Origin of the sequence: Variovorax trehalosi (assembly GCF_051216415.1) — a bacterium.
In the GTDB taxonomy this organism is placed as follows: Bacteria; Pseudomonadota; Gammaproteobacteria; order Burkholderiales; family Burkholderiaceae_C; genus Variovorax.
Window position 1 is genome coordinate 451,623 of record NZ_JBPJZG010000006.1, and the last position, 17,960, is coordinate 469,582.

Consider the following 17,960-nt stretch of genomic DNA (forward strand, 5'->3'; position numbering starts at 1 on the left):
TCAGCCTCCTTCCGCCACGATTCGCTGCTCGGTGATGATGCGCTTCCACCGCACCGTTTCATCGGCCATGTCCTTGCCCAATTGGGCAGGCGTGGCATAGGCCCGCAGCGTGCCCTGTGCAGCCGCCGCGGCACCGGCTTCCGGCGTATCGAGCACCGCCTTCACCGCGGCAGAAAGCTTCTCGACGATCTCGTTTGGTGTCCCAGCCGGCGCGAGCACGAAGATGCGCGGCGCCACGTCGAAGCCAGGCAGCGCATCGGCCAGCGGCGCAACACTTTCCGCGCCTTCGAGCTTCGCGCTGTTCATCAACGCCACCGCGCGCAGCTTGCCCGCCTTGGCCTGCGCCATCGCCGCCGTCGCGCTGACCACGCCGATGGGCACCTGCCCGCCGATCACGTCGGGCACGATCTGCGCGGCGCCCCGGTACGGCACATGCACCACGAAGCTCCCCGTGGACTGCTTGAGCATCTCGAAGCCCAGGTGCTGCACCGTGCCCACGCCCGAGGTGGCGAAGGAAAAGCGCCCCGGGTTCGCCTTGAGCTGCGCGACCAGCTCGGCCGGCGTCTTCGCAGGAAAGTCGTTGCCGGTGACGATCATCAGCGGCGAGATGAAGGCACCCGCCACCGGCTTGAAGCTGGTCAGCGGATCGATCGCGATCTTCGGTTGCAAGAGCTTGGCGATCAACAAGGCGCTGTCGCCCATCATCAGCGTGTAGCCGTCGGGCGCGGCCTTCGCGACGAGGTCCGCGGCGATGAGGCCGGTGGCACCCGTGCGGTTCTCCACCAGCACTTGCTGGCCCAGCACCGCGGGCAGGCGCGAACTCAGCAGCCGAGCGACGGCATCCACACCGCCGCCGGCCGAGTAGCCCACGATGAGGCGGATGGGCTTGTCTGGGTACTTCTGCGCCCATGCCGCGGGTGCGGCGAGCATGCCCGCGAGGCCCAGGGCCATCGCTGCCTGCAATGCGCGCCTTCGCGCGGGGCGGATCGCTTGTCGGGTGTTCATCGTGTCTCCGTTGTTCTTTGAATCGCTGGCCGGCTCAGGCCTTGCCCTTGCCGTGCGACGTCGGCAGCTTCGCGAGTTCGCGCACCCGCTCCGCATTGGGCGCGAACCCCAGCCCCGGCGTCTCGGGCAGCGTGAGCCAGCCCTGGTCGGGCACGGGCAGGCCGTCGAAGATCTGCTCGAGCATCTGCACCGCCACGTAGTGGTATTCGACCAGCCCGCCGTTCGACACGCCTGCATGCAGGTGCATGTTGTGGAAGGGCCAGGCGCCGCCGTTGTCGATGGGCACGTTGAAGGCCTGCGCCATGCCCGCGATCTTCAGGCACTGCGAGTAGCCGCCCGAGATGGTCACGTTGGGCTGCAGCACGTCGGCCGCCTGGTTCACCAGCAGGTCGCGGAAGCGGAACGCCAGGCCTTCGTTCTGGCCGCAGGCCAGCGGGATGCTGGTGCGCGCGCGCAGCTGGGCCATCTGGCGCACGTCGTTCTGCGTGAGCGGCTCCTCGAAGAAGCTGATGCCGTAGGGCTCGATGTGGCGCGCCAACTCGGTCGCGTGGAACAGGTCCAGGCCGCAGTTGGCGTCGACATACAGCTTCACATCGGGGCCGACGGCCTCGCGCACGGCGGCCACGCGGCGCACGTCTTCGGCGATGACTTCGTCGATGGGTCGCGGCTCGTCACGGCGTGCGAGCGCGTGGCCGCCGACGGTCATCTTCAGGCGCTGGAAGCCTTGCGAGACCCAGAGCTTCGCGGCGGCGGCGAGCTGGTCGCGCTCGAAGAAGCCGAAGCCGAACGTGGCGTACACCGGCACCTTGGAGCGCGCACCGCCCAGCAGGCGCCACAGCGGCAGGCCGAGCGCCTTGGCCTTGAGATCCCACAGCGCGATGTCGAGCGCTGCGATGGCGTGGCTCGCGTAGCCGGTCTGGCCGCGCGGCGAGAGCAGCCAATAGAGCTTGTCCCAGAGGCGCTCGGTGGCCATCGGGTCTTCGCCGATCAATGCGGGGCCGGCCACCTCGCGCACGGCGGCGGCGATGATTTCCTCCTCGGTGATGGCGGTCATACCGTGGCCGACAAGGCCGGTGTCGGTTTCGATCTCCGTGAGGCAGAGCGAGAGCGAGGTCTGTTTGTCGAGGCCCAGCACATCGATGGTGACGGGAATGTTCAGCGGCGTGGCACTGACGCGAATGATCTTCAAGCTTGTCTCCTTCTGGATGTGCACGCATCTTTGCGCGCGGTCCACCGGAGAACAATTCGTTTTTGGCGAGTTCGAGCCTTCGCGCGGCGCGAAGGCTCGCGGCTCAAGGAATCAGTCTGGCTGGCCGAGGTGCGCGAGCACCGAGCGCGCCGCCACTGTCAGCTCCTGCTGCCTGCGCACGCACAGCAGGTGGCGCCGCACGGCCCATGGCGCATCGAGCTTCAGGCAGCGCAGCTTCAATATCTGCAGTTGCGGCAGGATGGCCGCATAGGGCAGCACGCCGATGCCGACGCCCTGCTCCACCATGCGGCAGACCATGTCGAAGCTGCCCACCTGCATGCGCACCTTGAGCGGCACCTGCGCCTCGAGCGCGGCACTCAACAGCACACGGTGCAGGGCAGTGCCTTCGCGTACCACGATATGGTCGTGGCGCAGCACCTCTTCGACGTCGATGCGTTTTCGGCGGCCGAGCGGATGGTCGCGCGCCACCACCACGGCCAGTTCGTCGGTGCGGTACGGCAGGCATTCGAGCGTCTCGGCCGGCGTGTTGCCCTCGATCACGCCGATGTCGGCCAAGCCGGCCTGCACCGCCTTCACCACTTCAGTGCTGGCGCGCTCCTGCAGGTCGATCTTCAGCACCGGGTGCAGCCGCAGGAACGAGCCGATCTGCGCCGGCAGAAACTGCGCGATGGTCGACGCATTGGCCGTGATGCTGACCACGCCCGCCACGCCGTTCTGGAAGTCGTCGAGCTCGGCGCCGAGCCGGTCCATGGCCGAGAGCACGGCGCGCGCATGCAGCAGCAGGCCATGGCCCGCCGAGGTGAGCGTGACGCCGCGCGCATGGCGCACCAGCAGCGGCAGCCGCGCGCGGGCTTCGAGGTCGGAGATGCGTTTGCTGGCGGCCGCGAGCGCGATGTGGCAACGCTTGGCGCCTTCGCTGATGCTGCCGTGGTCGGCGATGGCCACGAAGAGGCGCAGCGATTTCGGGTCGGCCGACATGCGAGGAGGCGCGCTCAGGGCGCGATGAGGTGGTCGAACAACTCGCGCGCCGAAGCCGGTAGCTGCTCGCGGTTGCGCGCGATCAGCTTGAGCTCGCGCTCGGCCCATGCATCGCTGAGCGCCACGGTCGCGATCTGCATCGCCATCGACAGCCGCTGCGCCGACGAGGCCGGCAGCACGCCGACCCCCACGCCCGCTTCGATCATCAGGCAGATCGCCTCGAAGCTGCTGACCTGGATGCGCGGGTTGAAACCGCGCCCCGCCAGCTCCGCGCGCCGCTGCAGGAAGCGATGGATGGCGCTGCCATGGTGCAGGCCCACGTGCTGCTCGTCGAGCGTGTCAGCAAAGGCCACCGAAGGCGCGCCGGCGAGGTGATGCGTCTTCGGCACCACCAGCACGAGCTGGTTGCTGCCGAAGGCGCGCGCATCGAAATCGCCGGTGTGCACGTCGCCCGCGAGGATGCCGATGTCGGCCTCGCCGTCGGCCACCGCGCGCACGATTTCTTCGCTCAGGTATTCGCGCAGGTCCACCTGCACCGCCGGGTGCTGCGTGAGGAAACCCGCGAGCTTCTGCGGCAGGTATTCGGTGATAGAGGTGGTGTTGGCGAACACGCGCACATGGCCCTTGATGCCTTTGCCGAAGTCCTGCATGTCGCAGCGCAGGTGCTCCATCTGCTGCATCACGCGCTTGGCGTGGTACAGCACCGCCTGTCCCGCGGCCGTGAGGCTCACGCCCTGCGCGCTGCGGTGCAGCAGCTTGCCGCCCACGGCCTCCTCCATCTGCTTGATGCGGGTGGAGGCGGCCGCCAGCGAGATGCAGGCCTTCTCGGCGCCGCGCGTGAGGCTGCGCGCGTCCGCCACGTAGACGAACAGTTTCAGGTCGAACAGATCGAAATGCAGGTTCACCGGGCGGGCATGAGGGGAGCGGGAGGAATGCGCATTGTCCGGCGAACCGCGCTGCCTGCGCCCGCTTGCGGGTTTGTCCTCAGATCGGATCCCAGCTGAACACGTCCGCCGAGCGGTCCAGCGGATAGAAGCTCGCACGCATCGCGGGCATGGCGTGCTCGGCAATGCTCTGCGGCGTCCAGCCTTCGGAGCGGTGCACCGAGCGCACCGGCCGCGGCTGGCTGATGAGCGAGATCTCGTTGTTGCGCACCGAGAAGATCTGCCCGTTGACCGCATTCGCCGCATCGCTCGCGAGGTACACCGCGAGCGGCGCAACCTTGGCCGGCGTCATCTGCTTGATCTTGTCGACGCGGGCGCGCTGCTCGTCGGTGTCGGTGGGAATCGCGCCGATCATGCGGCTCCATGCGAAGGGCGCAATGCAGTTGGAACGCACGTTGAACTTCAGCATGTCGAGCGCGATGGACTTCGACAGCGCGACGATGCCCAGTTTGGCTGCCGCGTAGTTGGCCTGCCCGAAGTTGCCGATGAGGCCCGAGGTCGAGGTCATGTGCACCATCGCGCCGGCGTTCTGCTCCTTGAAGTGCGTCGCGGCCGCGCGGCTCACGTAATAAGCGCCGTAGAGGTGCACCTTGAGGACGGCGTCCCATTCGTCCACCGACATCTTGTGGAAGAAGCGGTCGCGCAGGATGCCGGCGTTGTTGACCACGGCGTCGATGCGGCCGAAGCTTTCGACGGCGCATTCGACGATGCGCGCGGCGCTGGCGGCATCGGCCACGCTGTCGGTGTTGGGCACGGCCTCGCCGCCCGCGGCGCGGATCTCGTCGACCACCTGCTGCGCCGGGCCGGCGCTGCCGCCTGCGCCATCGAGCGCGGCACCGATGTCGTTGACCACCACTCTTGCGCCGTGCTTGGCCATGGCCAGTGCGATGTCGCGCCCGATGCCGCCGCCCGCGCCGGTGACGACGACCACTTTTCCTTCAACCATGTTTGTCTCTGCTCCGGGTGTTCGTTCGCCCGCGAGTTCGCGGGTTCGGCCCAGAATGCCACAGGGGGCGGAGAGCGGGTTTCTGATTTCCGAAGAGGGGCTTCGCCAAACGCAGTCAGTGCTGCGTGGCGGGCATGGGGCCGCCGCCCAGCCCCGGATGCCGCGCCGCCGCCGCATCGACGTCGCCGGGCGCATCCATCAGCGGCCCCTGCAGGAACGCCGCCAGCACATCGTTGCTCGCGGCCTGGCTGCGGGCCGGGCCGCGCGATCCGCCGATCCATGCGGCGATGGCGAACCGCACCGGCGCCGACAGGTACAGCGGCACGTCGGTGAAGCTGTAGTGATTGGCCTCGGCGATCTGGTAGCGGTACCCGCCGGCGCGCAGGTGATGCGCGAGCGCGAGGTTGCCCTGCAGGTAGTTCTGCGAATGCCGGGTCTCGCGGTGGTCGCTTTCCAGCAGCAGGAATGGCACCGGCATCGGGTCGGTGGCCGCACGGCCGTACAGGGTGCCGTCGAGGTTGGCGACGGCGCGGATGCGCGCATCGCCCATGGCTGCCTCCACCGCGCTGGCGCCGCCGAAGGAATGGCCGATCGCGGCAATGCGCCCGGAATCGAGCCGCTGCGACAGGCGTGCACCGAACGCATCCGGCCGGCCGACCCGATCGGCGACGTAGCGCAGATCCGCGGCCCGCACGGACTGCTGCGCGCTCATGTAGCGCGCGCGGTCCGGGTCGTCGGGCAGGAAGCGCTCGAGGGGCGTCGCCAGGCGCCCATCGGCCAGCTCCACGACCGGGGCCTCGTAGGGATGGTCCAGCGCGAGCACGACGAAGCCGCGGCTCGCGAGATCGGCCAGCAGCCCCGAATAGAACGCCCGCGACGCGCCGTATCCCGGCGAGAACAGCACCACCGGCCAGCGTGCGCGTTGCGTGGCCACGGGCGCGCCGGTGCGGGCATGCGTGTCGATGCGATCGTAGCGCTGCATCGCGATCCCGGGAATCAACGACACCCAGGCCGGCAGACGCCCAAGGCCGTCGATGTAGCGCGACCGCGTGCCTTCACCAGGCTCGGCCGGATACCAGGCCTGCACCACGACGTTGCGACGGTCGCGCGGGTCGTCAGTCGCGGACTCGTCGCGCTCGGGGTCGGACCATCGGAACACCTGGCTGCCCACCGCGTAGGGGCCGCTCGGCGCACGCAGTTCCGGCACCGGCACGAATGTCCACGCGAGCAGCGCCACCATGGCGAGCCCCGCCACGCCGATGCGCCCTGGCCATGCGAGCATGCGCTGCGATGGCGGCCGGCTGCGCCGCCAAGCCAGCACCACCAGCCCCGCGAGCAATGCGTAGAGGGCCGCATACTGCCAATAGAAGCCCTCGCGCCAGACCTGCACAAGACAGGCGACGAACAGCACCATCGCCGCGCCAGCGATGACGCGCGCGCCGACTCGCCGCGTCGCCGCCGCCACGAGGGCCAAGGCGACCGCGACGATGACGATCGCGCCATCCAGCATCGACATCGCCCGCTCAGCCGCCGTACCGGGCCAGCATGCCCAGCTTCTCGTTCAGCGCGGCCTGGAACTGGTCGCGCTGCGAGGGCACCCACATCGGCGGATCGAACGCGGCGACGATGCGCTGGCTCTCGATGCGGATCGTGCCGGCCAGCGGTTCGCGCACGACGAAGTTGTCGCCCTGCATCTCCACCTGAAAGCCCAGTGCCTCGCCTTCCTTCAGCTGCGCCTTCAGGGATTCGCGCAGGTGCTCCGGCCGGCCGGCATGCGGAATGGAAATCTCGATCGGCCGCAGGTCCGGCAGCGGCAGCAGCACCGCGGCGGTGACCTTCGACGGCCCGCTCGCATCCGGAAAGCGCAGCCTTGCGGCGGCATCGAGCACCAGTGCGCGGGCCGCAGCGACCTCGTCGTCGGGCGCATGGCCGCTTTGCGCGGTAACGAAGTTGTCGGTCAGCACATCGACCGATGCCACGCTGCCGTCCGCAGCCACCGAGAGGCGGAAGCTCAACACGCCCTGCACATCCTTGAAGGGGCGCACCGGTTCGGCGAGGGCGTGATGAAACGCCAGCACGACCTTGCGAGCGGCCGCCGCGTCGAGCGCCCCTGTCACCACTGGCGAGGTGGCGCGCAGATGGCCCACCAGCGCAATGCGCGCCTCCAGCGGGTCCATGCTGCCCTCGATGGTCTGGGTGCCGTGCACGATGCGGTCGTCGAACAGCAGCAACTGGTTGAACTCGGCCGGCACCAGTTCGTACAGCACCTCGCCCTGCACGTGGTGCTTCTTGTAGCTCGGCACGCCATCGCGCATCAGCAAGGTCTCGCCGCCGGAAAACTTGCGCGTCTGCCAGCGCGTGAGCGAATAGACGAAGCCCCAGGTGCCGTTCTGGAAATCGCTGTGCAGGCCCAGCGTGCAGCCGTTGACCATGAGGTGGAAGTTCGGCGCGCCGGTCGGGAGCATCCCGAGGTGGTCGGTGCACCACTGCTTCAGGTGCCGGGTGAAGCGCGTCCACAGCGCGTCGGGAAAGAGCTGCTGCGGCACCGTGCGCAGGTACGTGTACATCTGAGGCTCGCAGAAGTACTGCCACGGCACGGTCTGCTGGTAGGCGTTCTTCACCTTGCCGTCGTAGGCCGTTCGCAGGGCTTCGGCTTCGGGAAAGAAGTTGCTCGCGATGTGCTGGCGCTTGATCACGCCGGTTCTCCCACGGCCGCCGCCGCGTGCTCGCGCATGTCGCCCAGCGCCACGCGCACCTGCCGATTGCCGCTGTACGGCAGCCGCCCGTGGGCCATCAGCAGGTTGTTCACCAGCAGCACGTCGTGCGCCTGGGTCGGGATGTGGATCGCGCACTCGGTCAACACCCGGTCGATGGTGCGCACCCACTGGGCCGGGATCGGGCTGCCATCGCCGAAGAACACCGTGCGCGGGTACTGGTCGCGCGAAAAGTGCTTGCCCAGCATGGCATCGACCTGCGCCGGCAGCGCGTCAGGGTGGTGCAGCAGGATCTGGTTGAACCAGGCCTCGGTGCCGCGCTCGGGAATCTGCAGCAGGGCGTGGGTGCGGTAGGACACGGTGAGGTCGTTCTCCGAGATCGCGTCGATCTCGTGCCCCGTCGGCGCGATCTTCTCGCGCAACTCCTGCAGGCTCGAGACCTGGAAGAACTGCTCCCACGACGCATCCAGGCCACGGATGAAACGGCGCCGGTAGACCAGGCCCAGTTCGCGGAAGCGCTCGAGCATGTCCGCGGGCAGCCGCTCGATCACCCGGCGCCCGTCCGACAGGGTCCACTCGCCGCCTTCCGACGCCGGCTCCAGGCAGAAGAACAGCTGGCGCGACGGCCAGGTCTGCGTGTGCGACGCCTCGTTGTGAAAGCGGATCTCCAGGTGCTTGGGGTACGGCGTGGCGAAGTACACGTTGTCGCTGGCGCTGGCGAGCGGCAGGTCGCCATAGTGGCGGTAAAGCGCGTCGCAGGCCGAGGCGGCCGAGGCCTCGAAGCCCTCGAGGCCGCCGACATCGAAATCGCGGAACAGGACATGTCCGTCGGTCCACAGCGCCTGGTCGACGCGGTCGCGGTGTTGGCGAATCCAGGGCGCGAGCGGTTCGCGCAAGGGGGAGGTGATGTGCATGAGCTTGGTTCGGTGTGAAGTTGAAAAGAGGGCCGCTCAGGACATGGCCACGAGAATCCGCCGCGGGCCGTCGAACGGCAGCCGGCCATGCGCCGCCAGCACGTTGTCGACCACCAGCAGGTCGCCCTGCTGCCACCGGAAAGTGCGCCGCTGCGCGCGCAGCACCTCTCGCACGCGGGCCAGCGTGGCGTTGTCGATGCGGCCGCCGTCGCCGTAGTACGCCGCCATCGGAAGGCCAGCCTCGATGCGCGCATCGAGGCTGCTCGCCATCGGCGTGTTGGAGGCATGGAACAGGTGCACCTGGTTGAACCAGACCCGCTCGCCGGTCAGCGGATGCACGCGCGTGGGCGGCCGCCGCTCGTGGATGCGCAGGCCGCCGCCGGGTTGCCATTCGCAGCCGATGTCCATCTCGCGGCAATAGGCCTCGACCTGCACGGGGTCATCGGTCTCGAAGGCCTTGCTCCAGGCGTTGTAGCGCGCGTTCGCGGGCGCGAGGTTGCGCACGTACATGAGCTGGCGGCGCTCGAACTCCTCGACGATGGGCGTCGGCATGGCCTGCAGGATGCGCCGCGAATCGGCCAGTGGCGTTTCGCCGCCTCCCTGCGGTTCGGTCGCGCAGAAGAAGTAGAGCCGCTCGGGCCATCGCACGCTGTACGACATCTCGTTGTGCAGCGGAATCTCCAGCTGCTTCGGGTACTCGGTCGAGGTGTAGATGCCCTCGGCCACCTGGCTGCGCGGCGAGGTGCCGCCGGCGTAGCCGCGCAGCTGCGGCGCCATCGCCGCGACGGCGCGGCGAAAGTCCTCGGCCTCGCGCAGCGAAAAGCCGCGGAACAGCAGCGCACCGGCGCGCAGCAGTGCGGGCTCCAGGCGCGGCATCTCGTGCGCGAACCAGCGCTCGACGTCCGTCACGCCGGGATCGGCATGGATGCAATGCGGAAAGCCGCCGTCGATGCCGCCTCCCGCTTCGTGGAGGTCGATGAGTGTCGCGATCTCGCTCATGTTCATCGCCCCAGGTACCAGTGGCGGCCGACGATCTCGATCACGTGATCGACATGCGGCGGCGCAAGGATCGACAGGTGGTCGCTGCCAGGCACGTCAAAGCTGCGCAGCTGCGGCACGTGCGACCGCCAGGAGGCGGTGTCAACGGCGTCGTCGGCGCGCAGCAGCAGCGCCAGGCCGCCGAATGCGCCCTCGGGTCGATAGCTGATCGCGCATTGGCGGCAGAACATTTCCAGCACCGGCACGAAGTCCGCGAGCCGCGCGTTGGCCGGCAGCAGACGGACGCGTCGCATCGCCTCGAAGATCGGCGGCGCCTGCTCGGCCGGCGGCAGCGCGGCCAGCGCGGCGGCGTCGAGCCCATGGTCGTGATCGCTCTGCAGCGCGATCAGCGCGATGTATTCGCGCAGCGCGTGACCGCGATCGCCGTAGCCTTCCGCGCGCGGCGCGTCGGTGTCGACCAGCACCACCGGCGCGACCGTGGCCCCCGCATCGAGCAACTGCCGCGCCGCCTCCAGCGCGACCCAGCCGCCGAACGAATGGCCGATGAGGTGATAGGGCCCCTCGGGCTGTACGGCGCGGATCGCATCGACATAACGCCCGGCCGCTTGCTGCAGCGTCGGCGGATCACCGTCGTGGCCGAGGAGCGCGGGCGCTTCGAGGCCGATGAAGCTCGCATCGCCGGTGCTGCGCGAGGCGAACTCCAGGAACGAGGTGGCGTTGGCGCCCGCGCCCGGCACGCAGAACACCGTGCGCGCCTGCGTGCTGCCACGGCGGATGGTCACCGCAGCGCCCAGGGCGATCGATGGGATGCCCGCGCGCCAAGTCGGCGTAAGGCCATCGACGCGCGCGAGGATCGAAGCGATCGCATCACCGAGCCGGCCAGCGTGCTCGGGCTGCATCATGATGCTCCAGTGATCGCCGCCGATGGGGTGCACCTGCAGACCATTGCCGAGCACGCCGCGCCATCCGTTGGAGGGATCGCCCGCATCGCCTGACTGCGCCGCGAACAGGTGCGCGTCGATCTCCAACGGCTCGGCGCAGTAGCGGCGCGCGGCGGCGCGCAGGTTGAACCAGAGGCCGGCGCGCGCTTCGAACTCGGCCGGGCTCATGTCCTTCTTCAGCCAGCCCTCGCTGCGTGCCAACGCGATCGCCGAGGGCAGGTCTTCGGTCGCAAGAATCCGCTCGATCTCGGCCGCCTCCAGCTTGCGCCCGTGGTACTCGGCGAACGCGACCAGCAGCAGCTTCTTGTCTTGCATGCCCAGCTCGGACACGCCGCGCTCGCCCTCACCGTGATACCAGCTGTCGATCAGCCCAAGGAACTCGACCCGTTCGCCCGCCGCAACCAGTTGCCGCGCGACCTCGAACGCGAGCACGCCGCCGGCCGACCAGCCCGCCAGGCGATACGGCCCCTGCGGCAGCGCCTCGCGAATCCGTTGTACATAGTCCGCGGCCAGGTCTTCGTAGCGGCTGTCGGCACGCACCGCATCGCGGTCGGCGCGGAGGCCGTAGAGGCCCACTTCGGGATCGATGTGCTGTGCCAGCCGTTCATAGGAAAGCACCTCGCCGCTCGGCTCGTGTACAAACACCAAGGGGGGTCGCGAACCGCCCTTGCGGATGGTCACCCATTGCGCATCCGCTTTTGCAAGGCCCTCGCGCGGCTTGTCGATCAACGCGGCCAGCGCGCTCAACTGCTGCGCGAGCAGCACGTCCTGCAGCGCGACCTCATAGCCCTTCTGTTTCAGCCCCTCGATGACCTGGAACGTCATCAGCGAGTAGCCGCCCAGGTCGAAGAAGTTGTCGTGGCGGCCTATGCGTTCGACCCCGAGCAGTTCCGACCAGAGCGCGGCGACAGTGCACTCCGCCTCGCCCTGCGGCGGTTCGTAGCGGCTCGCGGCCAGGCCCTGGTTGTCGGGCGCCGGCAGCGCCTGCAGCGCCCGGCGGTCGAGCTTGCCGTTGGGCGTCAGCGGCAGCGCGTCCAGGGCGACGAAGGCCGAGGGCAGCATGTACTCGGGCAGGTGCGCAGCCAGGCCGGCGCGCAGTTGTGCCGGGTCCACCGAACCGGCCATGTAGGCGACCAGGCGCCTTTCGCCGGGACCGTCCTCGCGTGCAATCACCGCCGCCTCGCGCACGCCGGCCTGCTGCGCCAGGCGCGCTTCGATCTCGCCCAGCTCGATGCGGAAGCCGCGCAGCTTGACCTGCGAATCGTTGCGGCCGAGGTATTCGAGCGTGCCGTCTTCGCGCCAGCGGCCGAGGTCGCCGGTGCGGTACATGCGCGCCTCGGCGTTGCCGGCGAACGGGTCGCGGAGGAACCGTTCGGCGGTCAGTTCCGCGCGGTCGAGATAGCCGCGCGCCACGCCCGCGCCGCCGATGTGAATCTCGCCGACCACGCCGACCGGGACCGGCTGCGCAGCCGCATCGAGCACATAGATGCGCGCGCCCGGCATGACCTGGCCGATGTGCGGACGGCGCCCGTCGACGATGCCGCAGCTCGCATCGACGCTGCATTCGGTCGGCCCATACATGTTGAAGAACAGCCGCTCATCGACAGCCGCCAGTGCGCCCCAGGTCGCCGCATCGATCGCCTCGCCACCGAGCAGCAGCTTTCGCAGGCCCGGCGCGCGCCCTTGCAGCAGGCCCGCGCCCTGCATCAGCCGCAGGTGCGAGGGCGTGCACTCCATCACTTCGATGCGATGCATCTCGAGAAAGCCGAGCAGCTCCTGGGCACCGAGCCGCGTCGCCTCGGGCAAAAGGAACACGCTGCGCCCGAACGCCAGTTGCCCCCACGCCTTGACCGCCATGTCGAAACCGAAGGAGGAGTTCCACGCCACGCGCCGGCAATCCGGTGCCACGCCGTGGATGCAGGCCTCCATCGCATGGAGGAAATGCGCCACGTTGCGGTGCTCGACCATCACACCCTTGGGCGTGCCGGTCGAACCGGAGGTGTAGATCACATAGGCCAGGTGCCCGGGCGTGAGGCCGACCTCGGCGCGGTCCGGGTTGTGGGAGGGGGCCAGTGCCCAGTCGGGTCGCGCTGCATCGAGCATCAGGTGCACGCAGCGTCCGGAGGCTTGCAGCCGTCCGTCCAGCCGTTGCTGCGTCAGCAGCACGACCGCGCCGCTGTCATCGCGCATGTATGCGAGCCGCTCGTCCGGATACACCGGATCGAGCGGCACATACGCGCCGCCCGCCTTGAGCGTGGCCAGCAGCGCGACGACCAGTTCCAGGCTGCGCTCGGCGCAGATGGCGACGCGATCGTCGGGCTTCACGCCGAGCGCGCGCAGGTGGTGGGCGAGCTGGTTGGCGCGGGCGTTGAGCTCGGCGTAGCTCAGGCTCTCGCCTGCGTATTCGATCGCCAGCGCGTCCGGCCGGCGCGCGGCCTGTGCTTCGATGAGCGCGTGCACCAGCACCGGCTCGGCAGGCGCCGCATGGCTTTCGTTGAAGCCTTCCACGATCGACGCGCGCTCGCGCGCATCGAGCAGGTCGATGCGATCGACCGGCTGGCTGTCGTCGGCGACCATGCCCCGCAGCACTGCTTCCAGGCAGCGCCAGTGGCGGCGGACCGTGACCTCGTCGAACAGCGCGCTCGCGTAGTTGAGCTGGCCGCCGATGCCCTCCTCGCTCTCGCGCAGCTCCAGCGACAGCTCGAACTGCGCGCTGTCGGCGCCGCCGCCCAGGCTCTGCGCCTGCAGGCCGGCCAGATCAAGTTCGACCCTGGGCGTGTTGTGCCACGACAGCATGACCTGGAACACCGGATGATGGGCCAGCGAGCGAGGCGGGTTGAGCGCCTCCACCAGTCGCTCGAACGGCACGTCCTGCAGGCCTTGCGCCTGCACCGCGGTCTGCCGCGCCTGGGCCAGCAGCGCCTGCACGCTGGGGCTGCCCGACAGGTCTATCTTCAATGCCTGCGTGTTGATGAAGAAGCCGATCAACGGCTCCACCTCGACGCGGCTGCGGCCCGCATGCGAACTGCCGATCACCACCTGCTCCTGCCCGCTGAGCCGGGCGAGCACCACGGCCCAGGCCGCAAGCAGTGTCATGTACAGCGTGGTTCCGTGGCGCTGCCCGAGCACGCGCAGGCCGTCGGTGAGCGCGGCATCGAGCGCGATGGCGATGTTGGCGCCCTTGTAGTCCTGCACCGGCGGACGCGACCGGTCGGTCGGCAGATCGAGCAGCGCCGGCGCGCCGCGCAGCTGCGTCACCCATTGCCGCAACTGCTGCTGCAGCAGCGGACCCTGCAACCATTGCCGCTGCCACATGCCGAAGTCGGCGTACTGGATCGCCAGTGGCGGCAGCGGGTCGGGCCGGCCCTCGCGAAAGGCGCGGTACAGCGCCGAGAACTCGTTCGCCAGCACGCCGCCCGACCAGCCGTCGGAGACGATGTGGTGCATGGTCACGAGCAGCACATGGTCGTCGGCCCCGAGCGCGAGCAGGCGGCCGCGGATCAGCGGTCCGAGCGCGAGGTCGAACGGGCGCAGCGCCTCTTCGCGAACGATGCGTTCCAGCTCGGCTTCGGAGGCGCCACGCAGGTCTTCGTGCCGCAGCGCGAAGCCGCGGGCCTCGTCGATGACCTGCAGCGCCTCGCCGCCAATGCCGACGAAGCGCGTGCGCAGCACCTCGTGGCGTTCGACGATGCGGTCGAACGCGGCCTGCAGCGCTGCGGTGTCGAGCGCGCCGCGCAGCCGCACCGCATCAGGCACGTGATACGCCTTGCTCGCCTCGGGATCGACCCGCGCGATGAACCACAGGCGCTGCTGCGCGAACGACATCGGCAGCGGTGTCGAGCGGTCGGCGCGGGCTATCGCGCCGAGGGCGTTCTGGCTCGCCTCGGCCACGTCGCGGGCCATGTCGGCCAATTGCGGATGGGTGAATAGCGCGGGCAGTGGCAACTCGACGCCGAGCCGTTCGCGCAGCTGCGAGACCAGCCGCACCGCGAGCAGCGAGTGGCCGCCGAGCTCGAAGAAGTTGTCGTGGCGCCCGACGCGTTCCATGCCGAGCAGTTGGCACCAGATCTGCGCGAGGGTGTCCTCGATTTCGCCGATGGTCGCTTCGTAGGCACGGTGCGCGAAGGCGAGGCCGTCGGGCGCGGGAAGCGCCTTGCGGTCGAGCTTGCCGTTGGGGGTCAGCGGCAAGGCCGCGAGCGGTACGAAGGCGCTCGGCAGCATGTGATCGGGCAGTTGCGCGGCCAGGCGCATGCGCAGCTCGGCGGAATCGGCCGCCTGCACGTCGCCCACGATGTAGGCGATCAGGCGTTTGTCCCCAGGCACATCCTCGCGCGCGATCACCACCGCCTCGCGCACGCCGGGCAGCTCGTTCAGTCGCGCCTCGATCTCGCCCGGCTCGATGCGGTGGCCGCGGATCTTGAACTGGAGATCGTTGCGACCGAGAAACTCGATCGTGCCGTCGTCGCGCCAGCGGCCGAGGTCACCGGTCTTGTACATGCGCGAACCCGCATCGCCCGCGAACGGGTCGCGCAGGAACCGCTCGGCGCTCAGCCCGGGCTGGTGCAGGTAGCCGCGCGCGACCTGCACGCCCGCGATGTGGATCTCGCCGGCCACACCACGCGCCACCGGCCGGCGCTGCGCGTCCAGCAGGTAGATGCGGCAGTTGTCTATCGGTGCGCCGATGGGCGGCAGATCGTCCCAGTCTTCGGATGCGCCGCTGAGCGTGTGCGCGGTGACCACGTGGGTTTCGGTCGGGCCGTAGTGGTTGTGCAGCTTGGCGTTGCGACCGGCGAACAGGCGCCGGATGGCGGGCGTGATGCGCAGCTGCTCGCCCGCCACGATCAGGTCGCGCAGCGCCGGCAACGGCGCTTCGCGCAGCGACCACAGTTCGCTCAACGCGTTGAGCGCGATGCAGGGCAGGAAAAGCCGCTCGATCTGCTGCTCGCCGAGCCAGTCGGCCAGCGTGGGCAGGTCGCGGCGCAGTTCGTCGGGCAACAGCACGAGCGTGCCGCCCCCGGCCAGCGTCGAGAAGATTTCCTGGAACGCGACGTCGAAGCCGAGCGCCGCGAACTGCAGCGTGCGCGCGCCGCCCGGCAACACGCCGCGCTGCCAGGCCAGCAGGTTGACCAGGCCACGATGCGCCATCGCGACGCTCTTGGGGCGGCCGGTCGACCCCGAGGTGTAGATGACGTAAGCCAGATGCTCACCGCGCAAGCCCAGCGCTTGCGGATCGGGACGCGGCGCGGCGTCTTGTGCCCATGGTGCGTGGTCGGTGTCGTCGAGCAGCACGCGCTCGCAAGCCGGCGCAGGGGTCAGACGCTCGATCAGCCGCTCCTGCGTCAGCAGCACGCGCGGCGCGCTGTCGCCGAGCATGTGCGCCAATCGTTCGTCCGGATAGGCCGGGTCCAGCGGCACGTACGCGCCGCCGGCCTTGAGCGTGGCGAGAATCGCAACCACCATCGACGGCCCACTCTCGATGCAGATCGCAACGCGTTCGTTGGGGCCAACGCCGAGCGTGCGCAGATGCATCGCCAGTCGGTTCGCCTGCGTCTCCAGTTCGCCATAGCTCACCCGTTGTGCGCCGAACTCCAGCGCGGTAGCAGACGGATCGCGCGCAGCCTGACGTTCGAACAGCGCATGCACCAGTTCGCCTTCAGCGCTGTGATCGCGCTGCGTTGCGTTGAAGCCATGCAGGACCGCTTCGCGCTCGGCCGCCGGCAAGGACTCGATCGCATGCATCGGTGTGTCCGGCGCACGGTCCAACGCATGCACCAGATGCGCGAGGGTCTCGCGCACCATCCCGGCGATGCGCGCGGCATCCACGCGCTCGACGATCTCCGCGGTGACGCTGAAGCTCTCGCCATGGTCATCCACGTGCAGCACGAACGGATAGTTCGTGCGGTCGCGACTCTCGATGTGATGGATGCCGGAGATGCCTTCCTCGCCTTCTGTTTCATCGCGGCTGTGGCGGTAGTTCAGCAGCGCAGAAAGCAGCGGCGTGTTCGCGGCAAGCCCGCTGCAGCGCTGCGCCAATGTGAGCGGCGCGTGCTCATGGCGCAGCAGTTCGGCGAGCGTGGCCGCAGTCTCTTCCAGCGCAGCGCCCGCGCTGCGCCCGTCCAGCCTCACGCGCAGCGGCAGCGTGTTGATGAACATGCCCATCGCACGATGGGCACCCGCGCCGCCCTGCAAGCGCCCGGACAGCACCGTGCCGAACACCACGTCCTCGCGCCCGCTGCAACGCGCGAGCACCTGCGCCCACGCGAGGTGGAACACGCACGCGGGACTGATGCTGCGCGCACGCGCGACCCGGCGCAGGTCCGCGCACAGAGCGGGTTCGAGCCTGAGCTTCGCCCGCACCGCATCGCTGCCGTTGCCCTGCACATCGAGCAGGTCGAAGGGCGCGGTCGGCTGGTCGATATCGCCGAGCATCGTGCGAAAGAACCGCTCGTGCCCGGCCTCGCGTGCGGAGAGCCGCGCCTGTGCAACGAAATTGCGGAACGGCACCGGCGCGGGCAGTTCGCCTCGGCGGTCCTGCATCACCAGGCCGACCTCGTGCACCAGCTGCTCCAGCGTGACGTGGTCCATCACCAGGTGGTGGTAGAGCATCTGCAGCAGCCAGCGCCCGCTTGCCGCATCGAAGGCAGCGAGGCCGCGCACCATCGGCGCCTGCCGCACATCGAGGCGGTAGCTGCCGGGATCGGCGTGGTCCCGCAGGCGCGCCTGCACGTCGCCGGCCAACTCCAGCGTCTCGATCTCCAGCCGCGCGTGCCGCCACACCACCTGCACCGGCTCGGGCAGGCCGTCCCACTGCACCGCGGTGCGCAGCACGTCCTGGCGTGCGATGACCTCGTTCATCGCGGCGATAAAGCGGTCGAGCAGTTCGCGGCTTTCGAAGCCCATCAGCAGCCGGTTCAGGTAGGCATCACCTTGTTGCTGCAGCAGGTGATGGAACAGGATTCCCTCTTGCAGCGGCGCGAGCGGATAGATGTCCTGCACGTTGCCGGCGCCGCCCGGCGTGGCTGCGACGATGCGATCGATCTGCGCCTGTTCGAGCCGCACCAGCGGCAGCATCTGCGGCGTGATCCGCACTTGCGGCGCCGCCGGTGCCGGCGCGGCGTGGTCGCCGTTGGCCGCGACCCAGTTCATCAGCGCCTGCTTGTGCAGCTTCAGCGAGGCCATCACGCCCGGCGTCAGCACGCCGCGCGGTGCCTTGACCACCAGCTCGCCCCGCTCGATTCGTGCCAGGACCCGGTGCTGTTCGAAGAGGCCGATCAAGGCCGGCGCATCCAGCGATTGCATGCTCGCAACT

General features: G+C 69.2%; 10 protein-coding genes. All 10 read right to left on the reverse strand.

The genetic code is table 11. The features are described 5' to 3' along the window. The 10 genes from ACSFA7_RS24055 to ACSFA7_RS24100 all read right to left on the reverse strand — a co-directional run bounded on the left by ACSFA7_RS24055 (position 1) and on the right by ACSFA7_RS24100 (position 17,950). Positions 1 to 1,005: a Bug family tripartite tricarboxylate transporter substrate binding protein gene (locus tag ACSFA7_RS24055; protein ID WP_435501684.1), complete on the reverse strand. Its 1,005-nt coding sequence runs from the start codon at positions 1,003 to 1,005 to the stop codon at positions 1 to 3. Positions 1,006 to 1,039: 34 nt separating this feature from the next. Then, positions 1,040 to 2,194, reverse strand: coding sequence for a mandelate racemase/muconate lactonizing enzyme family protein (locus ACSFA7_RS24060; protein WP_435501685.1), 1,155 nt, complete (start codon positions 2,192 to 2,194; stop codon positions 1,040 to 1,042). Positions 2,195 to 2,305: 111 nt separating this feature from the next. After that, complete coding sequence (locus ACSFA7_RS24065) at positions 2,306 to 3,193, reverse strand: LysR family transcriptional regulator (RefSeq protein ID WP_435501686.1); 888 nt, start codon at positions 3,191 to 3,193, stop codon at positions 2,306 to 2,308. A gap of 14 nt (positions 3,194 to 3,207) precedes the next feature. Further along, a complete protein-coding gene (locus tag ACSFA7_RS24070; protein WP_435501687.1) occupies positions 3,208 to 4,098 on the reverse strand; it encodes a LysR family transcriptional regulator in 891 nt (296 codons plus the stop codon). Between the two features lie 79 nt (positions 4,099 to 4,177). Continuing rightward, complete coding sequence (locus tag ACSFA7_RS24075; RefSeq protein ID WP_435501688.1) at positions 4,178 to 5,083, reverse strand: SDR family NAD(P)-dependent oxidoreductase; 906 nt, start codon at positions 5,081 to 5,083, stop codon at positions 4,178 to 4,180. Between the two features lie 115 nt (positions 5,084 to 5,198). Continuing rightward, complete coding sequence (locus tag ACSFA7_RS24080) at positions 5,199 to 6,599, reverse strand: alpha/beta hydrolase family protein (RefSeq protein ID WP_435501689.1); 1,401 nt, start codon at positions 6,597 to 6,599, stop codon at positions 5,199 to 5,201. 7 nt (positions 6,600 to 6,606) lie between these two features. Next, entirely contained in the window at positions 6,607 to 7,779 is a 1,173-nt protein-coding gene (locus ACSFA7_RS24085) for a hypothetical protein (RefSeq protein ID WP_435501690.1), read from the reverse strand. Continuing rightward, positions 7,776 to 8,711, reverse strand: a complete 936-nt coding sequence (locus tag ACSFA7_RS24090; protein ID WP_435501691.1) for a TauD/TfdA family dioxygenase — start codon at positions 8,709 to 8,711, stop codon at positions 7,776 to 7,778. Before ACSFA7_RS24090 ends, ACSFA7_RS24085 begins: the two co-directional genes overlap by 4 nt. A gap of 36 nt (positions 8,712 to 8,747) precedes the next feature. Next, positions 8,748 to 9,710, reverse strand: a complete 963-nt coding sequence (locus tag ACSFA7_RS24095) for a TauD/TfdA family dioxygenase (protein WP_435501692.1) — start codon at positions 9,708 to 9,710, stop codon at positions 8,748 to 8,750. A 2-nt stretch (positions 9,711 to 9,712) separates the two neighbouring features. Next, positions 9,713 to 17,950, reverse strand: a complete 8,238-nt coding sequence (locus ACSFA7_RS24100) for a non-ribosomal peptide synthetase (protein WP_435501693.1) — start codon at positions 17,948 to 17,950, stop codon at positions 9,713 to 9,715. Between the last annotated feature and the right edge of the window lie 10 nt (positions 17,951 to 17,960).